Source organism: Streptomyces lonarensis, from assembly GCF_012033735.1.
Taxonomy (GTDB): domain Bacteria; phylum Actinomycetota; class Actinomycetes; order Streptomycetales; family Streptomycetaceae; genus Streptomyces; species Streptomyces lonarensis.
The window spans coordinates 1-10870 of record NZ_JAAVJD010000177.1 but is presented as its reverse complement, the minus strand read 5'-3'; the positions used below and the strand labels follow the sequence as shown (position 1 = coordinate 10870).

General features: G+C 74.7%; 9 protein-coding genes. 4 read left to right on the top strand and 5 right to left on the bottom strand.

Annotated features, from left to right (window positions below; genetic code table 11):
• The 4 genes from HCN56_RS27045 to HCN56_RS19015 all read left to right on the top strand — a co-directional run.
• Positions 1-1320 (top strand): peptidoglycan-binding protein (locus tag HCN56_RS27045; RefSeq protein ID WP_209312924.1); only part of this gene is annotated, 1320 nt, incomplete at its 5' end.
• Positions 1321-1468: 148 nt separating this feature from the next.
• Positions 1469-2389 (top strand): NADP-dependent oxidoreductase, encoded by a 921-nt coding sequence (locus tag HCN56_RS19025; RefSeq protein ID WP_167972781.1) that lies wholly within the window; start codon positions 1469-1471, stop codon positions 2387-2389.
• 401 nt (positions 2390-2790) lie between these two features.
• On the top strand, positions 2791-4221 hold the full coding sequence (locus HCN56_RS19020; RefSeq protein WP_209312923.1) for an alkaline phosphatase: 1431 nt from the start codon (positions 2791-2793) through the stop codon (positions 4219-4221).
• A 168-nt stretch (positions 4222-4389) separates the two neighbouring features.
• Positions 4390-5871: an alkaline phosphatase gene (locus tag HCN56_RS19015; RefSeq protein WP_209312922.1), complete on the top strand. Its 1482-nt coding sequence runs from the start codon at positions 4390-4392 to the stop codon at positions 5869-5871.
• Between the two features lie 67 nt (positions 5872-5938).
• Here the strand turns inward: HCN56_RS19015 and HCN56_RS19010 are convergent, their stop codons facing one another.
• The 5 genes from HCN56_RS19010 to HCN56_RS18990 form a co-directional block, all read right to left on the bottom strand.
• Complete coding sequence (locus tag HCN56_RS19010; RefSeq protein WP_167972779.1) at positions 5939-6844, bottom strand: oxidoreductase; 906 nt, start codon at positions 6842-6844, stop codon at positions 5939-5941.
• 119 nt (positions 6845-6963) lie between these two features.
• On the bottom strand, positions 6964-7485 hold the full coding sequence (locus tag HCN56_RS19005; protein ID WP_167972777.1) for a hypothetical protein: 522 nt from the start codon (positions 7483-7485) through the stop codon (positions 6964-6966).
• 125 nt (positions 7486-7610) lie between these two features.
• Entirely contained in the window at positions 7611-8207 is a 597-nt protein-coding gene (pth, locus tag HCN56_RS19000; protein WP_167972775.1) for an aminoacyl-tRNA hydrolase, read from the bottom strand.
• A 147-nt stretch (positions 8208-8354) separates the two neighbouring features.
• Positions 8355-8957: a 50S ribosomal protein L25/general stress protein Ctc gene (locus HCN56_RS18995; protein WP_167972773.1), complete on the bottom strand. Its 603-nt coding sequence runs from the start codon at positions 8955-8957 to the stop codon at positions 8355-8357.
• Positions 8958-9348: 391 nt separating this feature from the next.
• Entirely contained in the window at positions 9349-10323 is a 975-nt protein-coding gene (locus HCN56_RS18990) for a ribose-phosphate diphosphokinase (RefSeq protein WP_167972771.1), read from the bottom strand.
• Positions 10324-10870: the final 547 nt, after the last annotated feature.

Below are 10870 nucleotides of genomic sequence, written 5' to 3'. Positions count from 1 at the left end.
GCGCCGACCGCGGACTCCGCGGGCGCGGGCTGCGACCACGCCGTTGCGGGCGGCGGCCTCACCCCGCCGGTCGGCGGGGCCGCCGAAGCGGCGGGCGCCGGAGCGGCGGGCGCCGGAGCCGCGGTAACGCCCCGGCAGCAGGCCGAGGGCGCGACCGGTGCCGAGGCGTCGGACGGCGACGGGAGCGCGGCGGCGGGCGGGATGTCACCGGAGCAGTCGGCGGCCGCCGCGCCCCCGGACGCGGGTAGGGCCGGTGTCACGGGCACGCCCGGCACGTCCGGTGCGGCCGGGGTGTCGGGCCGGCGCTCGGAGGCGGAGGCGGACCGTCCGGCGACGGCGGCCGGCCCGCCCGTGGTCGGGCCTGCGGCAGCCGCGCCGTTCGGCGTCCCGACAGGGTTCGTGCCCGTCCCGCCGGCGGCGCTCGGCACCACTCCCACTCCCCCGCACCCGGGCGACGTCCCGGGCCGGTCCGCGCCCGCCACCGTGCCCCCGGGGGACGGTCCCGCGTCGGGGTTCCCGTCCGGCACCGGCAGCGTCGCCGCGCTCCCCGGCCTCACCGCCGCCGGCGAGCGCCGCGGGGGAGGTCGACGCCGCACACGGGTCGCCGGCGTGACGGCCGCCGCGGTCGCCGCCGTGCTCGCCCTCGTCGGGGGCGGCTACGCTCTCGCCGGCCTCGGCGGCGACAACGCCTCCGAGAGCCGCCACACAGTTGACCCGGCGCCGAAGGACCCTCCCCCGGCACCGGTCGACGAACCCGTCGAGGACGGCGAGCCGGGGCCCGAGGCTGACGAGTCGCTGTCGCCGCCCTCCCCCGAACCGGACGGGGAAGAGGAGGAGAGCGGCGACGGCGAGCCGGAGGACGGCGCCTCCGACGCGGGTGACGGCACCGAGGAGGACAGCGACGACCAGGCGCCGGACGGCAGCGGCGGCAGCGGCGGCGACGCCCCGGTGCCGCCCCCGGGCGGCGGTGACGCGGCCCCGCCCGCCCCCGAGGCGCCGGCCCCCACCTCGCCTGCGCCGCCCCGCAACGATCCCCCGCCGCCCCCCGCTCCCGGACAGCCCGGACGGGACAACTGCTCCCACAGCTCGGACCGCGCCAGGGTCTGGGCCGAGGGCATGGCCGGCCAGAGCGTGCGGCAGATCCAGTGCCTGCTGAACCACAACTACGGCAACAGCCTCGACGAGGACGGCATCTTCGGTCCGCGGACCGACACCGCGGTGCGGGCCGTGCAACGGTGCTCGGGCATCGACGTGGACGGCCACGTCGGCCCCGACACCTGGCGCTACCTGGACTCCCCGCGGCGGAGCTGCGCGGCCTGACCTGCACACGCCGCCGAGCGAAGGTCAGAGCCCGCCCCTGGCTAGGACCGGCCGCGGGGTGCCCGGGGGTGCCGCTGTTCGGGTGGCCGGTCGACCGGCATCGGTCGGCCGTCGGAATGCACAGGCCCGCCGGCTCGTTGCGCAGCCCATGAGAGCAATCACGTATCAGGAGTACGGCGGACCGGAGAACCTGCGACTGACGGACGTCCCGGACCCGAAGGTCGGGCCGGGCGAGGTACTGATCCGGGTGAAGGCGGCCGGGATCAACCCGGTCGACTGGAAGCTCGCCGGCGGGGGCCTCGACCCGCTCATGCAGACCTACTTCCCGGTCATTCCGGGGTGGGACGTGGCCGGTGTCGTCGAGGCCGTCGGGATGGACACCCCCGAGTACGCGGTCGGTGACGAGGTTCTCGGCTACGCCCGCAAGGACTACGTCCAGCACGGCACCTACGCCGAGCTGGTGTCGGCCGGCGTGCGGCACATCGCGCGCAAGCCCGCGGCGCTCAGCTGGGAGCAGGCGGCCGGGCTCCCCCTCGCGGGCCTGACGGCGCTTCAGGCACTCGACCGGGCGCGGACCTCCGAGGGCGACACCGTGCTGGTGCACGCCGCCGCCGGCGGTGTCGGCAGTCTCGCGGTCCAGATCGCCGTGGCGCGCGGCGCCCGGGTGATCGGCACCGCCAGCGAGCGCAACCACGCCTTCCTGCGGGAGCTGGGTGCCGAGCCGGTGACCTACGGAGACGGGCTGGTCGGACGCGTCAGGGACCTGGCGCCGGGCGGTGTGGACGTCGCCCTCGACTTCGTCGGCGGGGTGGCCGACGATTCGGCGGAGCTGCTGGGCGAGACGTCCCGGCTGGTGTCCGTGGTGGACGGCCGCGCCGTGGAACTCGGCGGGCACGCCATCTGGGTGCGGCCGAACCCGGTCGAGCTGACCGCCCTGGCGGACCTCGCGGACGCGGGCCGTCTCACGGTGCCGGTCGAGCGGGTCTACCCGCTCGCCGAGGCGGCCGACGCCTGGCGCGACCAGCAGAACGGCCGCACCCGCGGCAAGCTGGTGCTCTCCGTGAGCTGAGCATTTCTCCGGCGTCCACCAGTCGCCGGTGCGGCTCCCCTCCGCGTGGGAGCGCAGCCCGGGGGCGGCCATCGCGGCCGCCCCCGCGGCGGGCCCGGCCCCTTCCCTGCCCCGCGCCCCGGCATCTCCGGCGCGGGCCCCGGCCGAGGCCGGAGATACGGGCCTGCTGGTCCGGACCGGCCGCCCGCGCGCGCCCCCGCCCCGGCGCCCGCACCGGGTGGTGCGCACCGCCGCCGTGCGCCCGGCCGTCCGGGTGGGCGGCGGATACCGGACCGGTGGTCTTCGCCGCCGCCACGGGTGTCGTACCCCCGGGCGTCACCGCCCGGTCGCACCCTGGTCCCACCGGGCAGGAACAGGGCGGGCGCGGGACCGGCGCCCCGGCAGTGCGAGGAGGCACCGCGGTGCACATCTCACGGGCAACACACGTCACCGGACCGGGGCGGGCCGGCGCCGTCACGGCCGCCATCGCCCTGGCGATGGCGCTGATCGCCGCCACCGGCAGCGACGACGAGGAGACCGCCGCCGCGGCAGGCCCCCGCAACGTCATCGTCCTCATCGGCGACGGCATGGGCTACCAGCAGATCGACGCCGCCTCCCTGTACCGCGACGGCACCACCTTCGGCCAGGTCACCGTCGAACCCGGCGCCGCCGATGTCGAGCGCTCCCCGGCCCAGGCGTCCACCGTCTACCAGGAGTTCCCCGTGGCGGCCTCGGTCGCGACCTACCCGCGCGGCGGCGGCTACGACCCGCAGGCCGTCTGGGACAGCTTCCCCGCCGTCACCGAGGGGTTCACCGACTCCGCGGCCGCGGCCACCGCGCTCGCCACCGGGGAACGGACCGACAACGGCAGGCTCGGCACCGACGCCCAGGGCAACGCCCTCCCCAACCTCACCGAGCACGCCGCGGCCCAGGGCAGGGCGACCGGCGTCGTCACCTCCGTCCCCTTCAGCCACGCGACCCCCGCCGGGTTCGTCGTCCACCAGGACGGGCGCGGCGACTACCACGCCATCGCCCGCGAGATGATCAACGACAGCGAGATCGACGTCGTCATGGGCGCCGGCGACCCCGACCGGGACGTCGACGGCCGACCGCTGCCGGAGCCCGACCACACCTACCTCTCCGCCGAGGACCACCGCGCGCTGGTCGACGGGGAGACCCCCTTCACCTTCGTCAACAGCCGCGACGGCTTCCGCGACCTCGCCACCGCCGCGACGACCCCGCAGCGCGTCCTCGGCCTCGCGCCCGTCGCCGCCACCCTCCAGTACGAGCGGTCCGGCCCCGACCGCACCGACGCCGGCAAGCCGGTCGCCGGCGCACAGCCGTACGCCGCGCCCGTCAACGAGGAGGTCCCCACCCTCCGCGAGATGACCGAGGCGGCGCTGAACGTGCTGGGCAACGCCTCCGACGAGGGCATGTTCCTCATGGTGGAGGGCGGCGCCATCGACTGGGCCGGCCACGCCAACGACCTCAACCGGCTCATCGAGGAGCAGATCGCCTTCGATGACACCGTCGCCGCCGTCACGGAATGGGTGGAGCGCGAGAGCAGCTGGGAGGAGACGCTGGTCGTCGTCACCGCCGACCACGAGACGGGCTACCTCAACGGCGACGGCGCCGACCCCGGCTGGCGCCCCCTCACCGGTGAACAGGGTGAACTTCCCGCCGTCTCCTGGCACTCCACCGACCACACCAACTCGCTGGTTCCGCTCTACGCCCGCGGCGCCGGAGCGGAGCGCGTCGAGGCCGCGGCCACCGGCCGGGACCCGGTACGCGGCGCCTACCTGGAGAACATCGACATCCCGCGCGCCGTCCTCTCGCTGTGGGGCCGCGGCTGACCGCGTGGCAGCCGGCACGGCGGCGCGGCCGGAGCACCTCGCCCGACGGGGCGGTATCGCGACGGTCGGCGGCGAGGAGCGGTTGACGTCCCGCGTCGTCACTCCATGATGGGGCGTCAGTACCAGGAGTGCCCCCTGGTACCTCCCCCACCGCAGGAGGACAGCCCAGTGCACCTGACATGGACCAGCCGGCTGGCCGCAGGGACCGCGACTGCCGCTCTCGCGCTCACCCTCGCCGCGCCCGCCTCCCTCGCGGGCGGCACCGGCCCGGTCGACGCCCCGGCCCCCGAGCCGGTCGGCGACACCGCAACCGACGGGTCGCGCGACGGCGCCGCACCGGCGGACTTCGGACCGAAGAACGTCATCTTCCTCATCGGCGACGGCATGGGCTTCAACCAGGTGGACACCGCCAGCCTCTACGAGCACGGGGTGAGCTACCACCAGGTCGACGTCGAGCCCGGCGCCGGCGACGTCACCCGGCAGCCCGGCCGGGCCACCCAGATCTACCAGCACTTCCCGGTCGGCGTCGCCGCCGCCACCTACCAGCACGGCGCCGGCTACGACCCGGCGGTCGAGTGGGGCAGCTTCCGGGGCCCGATGCAGAACCGGCCCGACTCCGCCGCCACCGCCACCGCCCTGGCCACCGGGGTCCGCACCTACAACGCCGCCATCGGTGTCGACCCCGACCGCAAGCCGGTGCGCAACCTGACCGAGCGGGCACAGGAGCTCGGCAAGGCCAGCGGCGTCGTCACCAGCGTGCCGTTCACCCACGCCACCCCCGCCAGCTTCGTCGCCCACAACGAGCACCGGAACAACTACCACTCCATCGCCCGCGAGATGCTGTGGGAGCACGAGATCAACGTCGTCATGGGCGGCGGCCACCCCTGGTACGACGGCAACGCCCAGCGGCGCGACGAGCCGACCTACCAGTACCTCGCCGAGGCGGAGTGGAACGCCCTCTCCGGCGGCGAGACCCAGTTCGAGCTGGTGGAGACGCCGGAGGAGTTCGCCGCGCTCGCCACCGCCACGGACACCCCCGCGCACGTCTTCGGCATGCCGCAGGTCGCCGCGACCCTCCAGTACGACCGCAGCGGCCCGGACCGCGCCGCCGACGGCACGCCGGTCGCCGGGGCGGAACCGTTCACCGCGCCGAAGAACACCGGCGTCCCCCGGCTCGACGAGATGGCCTCCGCCGCGCTCAACATCCTCGACAACGCCTCCGAGGAGGGCATGTTCCTCATGGTGGAGGGCGGCGCCATCGACTGGGCCAGCCACGCCAACGAGCTGAACCGCCAGATCGAGGAGCAGATCTCCTTCAACCGCACCATCGAGACCGTCGTCGACTGGGTGGAGCGCGAGAGCAACTGGGCCGAGACCCTCGTCGTCGTCACCGCCGACCACGAGACCGGCTACCTCACCAGCACCGACGCCGACCCGGGGTGGAAGCCGATCCAGGGCGAGAAGGGCAAGCTGCCCCGCGCCACCTGGCACACCGGCGGTCACACCAACGCGCTCGTCCCGGTCTACGCCAAGGGCGTCGGCGCCACCCGCATCGAGCAGTACGCCCGCCACGAGGACCCGGTGCGCGGCGCCTACCTGGAGAACATCGACATCGCCGAGACAGTCTTCGACTACTGGGGCCGCCCCTGACCGGGACACCCGACCGGCGCCCCGACCGCCCCCGTCCCGCCGCGCCGGGACGGGGGCGGCCGCGCGGTCAGGACGCGGGCCGGCGGATCGCGTCGAGCGAGCGTAGCTCCTCCCGGGTCAGGCGGATCGCGCCGGCCGCGACGTTCTCCGTCACGTGCGCCGGGTCGCCCGTCCCCGGAATGGCCAGCACGTGGTCGCCCTGGTGCAGGGTCCATGCCAGCCGGATCTGGGCGACGGACGCGCCGTGGGCGCGGACCACCTCCCGCAGCCGTGCGTCCTGCGCAGCGCCGTGACCCGCCTCGCCGCCCTCACCCGCCACCGAGTAGAACGGGACGAACGCGGTCCCGTCCGCCGCGCAGGCCCGGACCATCCCGTCGTCGGCGGCCGCGTCGACGCCCCAGCGGTTCTGCACGCACACCACCGGCGCGATGCGCCGCGCTTCGGTGAGGTGCTCGGGCCGGGCGGCGGACAGACCGAGGTGCCGCACCAGCCCGGCGTCCCGCAGCTCCGCGAGGGCGCCGAAGTACTCGGCGAGATTCGCGGAACTCCGCCTCATCAGGCGGAGGTTGACCAGGTCGAGGTGATCGCGTCCGAGCTGCCGCAGGTTCTCCTCGACGTGGCCGCGCAGTTCGTCCGGTCGCGCCGGCTCCGCCCAGCCGCCGCTGGAGTCCCGGGAGGGGCCCACCTTGGTGGCGATCACCAGGCCGTCCGGATAGGGCGCGAGGGCGCTGTTGATCAGTTCGTTGGCGGAACGCAGGCGCGAGAAGTAGAACGCCGCGGTGTCGATGTGGTCGACGCCCAGCTCCACCGCGCGGCGGAGGACCGCGATCGCCTGCGAGCGGTCGCGCGGCACCCCGGCGTGGAACGGCGCGCTCCCCGTCAACCGCATCGCTCCCAGCCCGAGTCGGTTGACGGTCAGGTCGCCCAGCTGCCAGGTGCCCGCGGCATCCGCGCGGGGGTGGTTCGTGGTCATGATCGGCTCCGGCTCCCTCGCCCCGAGGTGTCGACGGGGTGTCGACGGCAGGACCCCGAGGTCGGTCAGATGTGCGGCGGACGGTGCGGTCCCGTCCGGCTCGGCGAGGGAGGCGGCGATCAGGTCGCGGCGGTCAGGAAGGTGGCGGTGATCAGGGCGACGCCGGTCGCGGCGACGGCGAGGCCGGGGCGGGGGAGTCGGAGGCCGCCCGCGACGATCACCGAGGCCAGCAGCAGCGCACCGGCCAGCGGCAGCCAGCCGTAGAGGAAGCCCGCCAGCCCGGTCCGCACCACCTGCGCGGTCTCGGGGCGCAGCGCCACCGCGACCCGGTCGCCCTCGACACGGCCGGCGCGCTGCTCCAGCTCGACCGACGGATGGGCCTCGCCGAGCGGCGACCGCGGCACGAACGGACCGGTGCACGAGCGGGGACCGCAGCGGTCCACCGTCATCGTGCCCCGGGTGACCTCCTTCGCGTACAGCGAGTACTGCACCGTCCCCCAGGACGCCCAGGCCCCGGAGACGACCAGCAGGGTGACCACCAGGGACGATCCGACGACGCGGCACGCGCCGAGGGCGCGCCGCGGACGGGCGCGGGGGCGGTGCCGCACCGCGCCGGGCGGGGCGGTGGCGATGACCGGCATGGCCGCATACTTCGGCACCGCCGGTCCCGGGTCAAGAGGCCCTGCGTGACGGCTGGTTGCGCGCCCTCACCGCCCCGGGCGATCCCCTGCCGGGGCGCCCGCGGCCGCAGGCGGCGGCCGCCGGTTCAGCTGTTGAAGGTGGACTGCGCGCGTTCCAGGCCGTCGGTGATCAGCGCCTCCACGGCGTCGGCGGCGCGGTCGACGAAGTAGTCGAGTTCCTTGCGCTCGGTGGAGGAGAAGTCCTTGAGCACGTAGTCGGAGACCTCCATGCGCCCGGGAGGACGACCGACGCCGAACCGGACGCGGTAGTAGTCGCGTCCGATGGTCGAGGTCAGCGACTTCAGCCCGTTGTGCCCGTTGTCGCCGCCGCCGCGCTTCAGACGCAACACGCCGTAGTCGATGTCCAGCTCGTCATGGATGACGACGACCCGCTCCAGCGGGATCTTCTGGTAGCCGCAGACGGCGTTGACCGGACCGCCCGAGAGGTTCATGTAGCTCATCGGCTTGGCCAGCACGATCCGCCGGCTGTCCGGACCGGGCGGGCCCAGCCGGCCCTCGGCCACCATGGCGCGGGAGCGGTGCACCGCGAACCGGGCGCCCGTCCGCTGCGCGAGCAGGTCGGCGACCATGAAGCCCACGTTGTGCCGGTTGCCGGCGTAGCCCGGCCCCGGGTTCCCCAGCCCGGCCACCAGCCACGGGCCGTTCTCCACTGTCTCGCTCACCTGGTTCCTCGCTCTCGGCGGTCACGTGCTGTGCTGCGGCGCCGCGTCGTCGTGACCCGGTGCTCCACCGCCGGCGTGGCGGCTCACGACCGGACGGCCGGGGCCCAGCCGGGCCCCGGCCGTCCGGGAAGAGGGGTGGGGCGGCGGTCAGGCCGCGCCGTTCTCCTCGCCGTCCTCGGTGCCCTCGGCGTCGGCCGCGGGCTCCTCGGCCTGCGGGGCGACGACCTGGACGACCACGGTCTCCTCCTCGGTGACGAGGGTGATGCCCTTGGCGAGCTTCACGTCCTTGGCGAGGACCTGGTCGCCGGTGGCGAGACCCTCGACGGAGACCGAGACGGACTCGGGCAGGTGGGTGGCCTCGGCCTCGACCGACAGGGTGGTGAGGTTGTGCTCCAGCAGGTGCTGGCCGGGGGCCAGGTCGCCGGAGACCTCGACCGGCACCTCGACGGTGACCTTCTCGCCCTTCTTCACGACGAGCAGGTCGATGTGGACCAGCTTGTTGCGGAGGGCCTCACGCTGGACGGCCTTGGGGATGACGAGCTGGTTCTTGCCGCCCTCGATGTCCAGGTCGATCAGGACGTTGGGGGTCTTCAGCGCCATCATCAGGTCGTAGGCCGGCAGCGTGATGTGCAGCGGGTCGGCACCGTGGCCGTAGACGACGCCCGGGATGCGGTCGGCGGCGCGGTTGCGGCGGGCGGCGCCCTTGCCGAACTCGGTGCGGGGCTGGGCGGGGATAGTCACGTCGGCCATGGTGGCGCTCCTCGTGCGAAGGGATGGGTGGGTCTGCCGGACGAACCGGGGTGCGCCCGGGCGTCCGGCGCACACCATCCGCGGTGACCGGGCCCGCTCAGGGCCTGCCGCATCAGAGGAGCGCGTCGATAACGGACGGCCGTGCGGTACCTCGCGGCACCTGCGACGGCCTCCCTCGCCGAGCATCGCCGGGCAGTCTAGCGGGGCGGCGCGCCCGGAGGGAAACCGGGCACCGGGCAGCGGCCGGCACCCGCGGGACGGACGGGTCGGTCGGGCGGGCGGACGGCGGCCCGGCCGACCCGTCCCGTCACGGGCCGGGCGGTCGGGCCGCCGGGGACGCCTGGTCCTGAGGCCCCGGGCCCCGGTGTCCTGACGCCCGGGGCCCGGTGCCCTAGTGGTCCTCGAACAGGCTGGTGACCGAGCCGTCCTCGAAGACCTCGCGGATGGCGCGGGCGATGGTCGGCGCCAGCGGCAGCACGGTGATCTTCTCCATGCCGAGCCGGCTCGGGGTGGGCAGCGAGTCGGTGAAGACGAACTCCGAGACGCGGGAGTTCTTCAGCCGGTCCGGCGCCGGGTCGGAGAGGATGCCGTGGGTCGCGGTGACGATGACGTCGGCGGCGCCGTTGGCGTACAGGGCGTCGGCCGCCGCGCAGATCGTGCCACCGGTGTCCACCATGTCGTCCACCAGCACGCACACCCGGTCGCGGACGTTGCCGACGACCTCGTGCACGGAGACCTGGTTGGCGACGTCGGGGTCGCGGCGCTTGTGGACGATGGCCAGCGGCGCGTTGAGCCGGTCGCACCAGCGGTCGGCGACCCGGACCCGGCCGGCGTCCGGCGAGACGATGGTCAGCTTGTCGCGGTCCACCCGGTCGCCGATGTAGTCCGCGAGCAGCGGCAGCGCCTGGAGGTGGTCGACGGGGCCGTTGAAGTAGCCCTGCACCTGGTCGGCGTGGAGGTCCACGGCGAGGATGCGGTCCGCGCCGGCGGCGGTGAGCAGGTCCGCCATCAGCCGCGCGGAGATGGGCTCGCGCCCGCGGTGCTTCTTGTCCTGCCGCGCGTAGCCGTAATAGGGGATGACCACGGAGATCGACCGGGCCGACGCGCGCTTCATCGCGTCGATCATGATCAGCTGCTCCATGATCCAGGTGTTGACCGGCGCGGTGTGGCTCTGGATGAGGAAGCAGTCCGCGCCGCGGACCGACTCCTTGTAGCGGACGTAGATCTCGCCGTCGGCGAAGGTCCGGGCGGTGGTCGGTACCAGCTGCACTCCGAGGGCGTCCGCGACCTCCTTCGCCAGCTCGGGGTGAGCGCGGCCGGAGAAGAGCATCATCTTCTTCTCGCCGGACGTCTTGATCCCGGTCACAGCAGGTCTCCTTGAGTGTCGCTCCGGAGTTCACCGAACCCCGACGGTCGCCTTTCGGCCATCGGCCCGAGGCATCTCTACGGTACGTGGTGGCCGCCGGGGCCGAACACCGGTGCGCCGTCCCCGGACCCGGCGGAACCCGGACGAGCCCGACCCCGGAACCCGCCCGGAACCCGGTCGCCGAAGCCGCGCCGTTGAGCAGATCATCGCAGTTCAACGTTTGTGTGGCGAGAGCGGGACAAGAACCGATCGCGGGGCGCACGACGGCGCACGCGCGGTGTCGCACCGCCGGTTCGCCGCATCGGAGCGCCCCCGGACGCGCCGGGTGTGAGATCCGCCGCGTCCGCACTGCGGACTGCCGTCCGCCGGGACCTACCGCCCCGCCGTCGTCACCGAACGTGACAGTCGGCGCTCGTCGACACCGCGCGTCGCCCGCGGCTCGCACAGCGTCGCCATCACGCCCGCCGTCCACCGGCGGGCCCCGCCGCGGTGAGCCGTGGCGGCCTCGCCCGCGCCGCAGCGCGGCCTGCCGCACACGCCGGACGCC

Excerpts from the sequence above, each read along its gene's own strand:
- HCN56_RS19025 (WP_167972781.1), top strand. The coding sequence starts at position 1,469 with ATGAGAGCAATCACGTATCAGGAGTACGGCGGACCGGAGAACCTGCGA.
- HCN56_RS19010 (WP_167972779.1), bottom strand. The coding sequence starts at position 6,844 with ATGACCACGAACCACCCCCGCGCGGATGCCGCGGGCACCTGGCAGCTG.
- HCN56_RS19005 (WP_167972777.1), bottom strand. The coding sequence starts at position 7,485 with ATGCCGGTCATCGCCACCGCCCCGCCCGGCGCGGTGCGGCACCGCCCC.
- HCN56_RS18995 (WP_167972773.1), bottom strand. The coding sequence starts at position 8,957 with ATGGCCGACGTGACTATCCCCGCCCAGCCCCGCACCGAGTTCGGCAAG.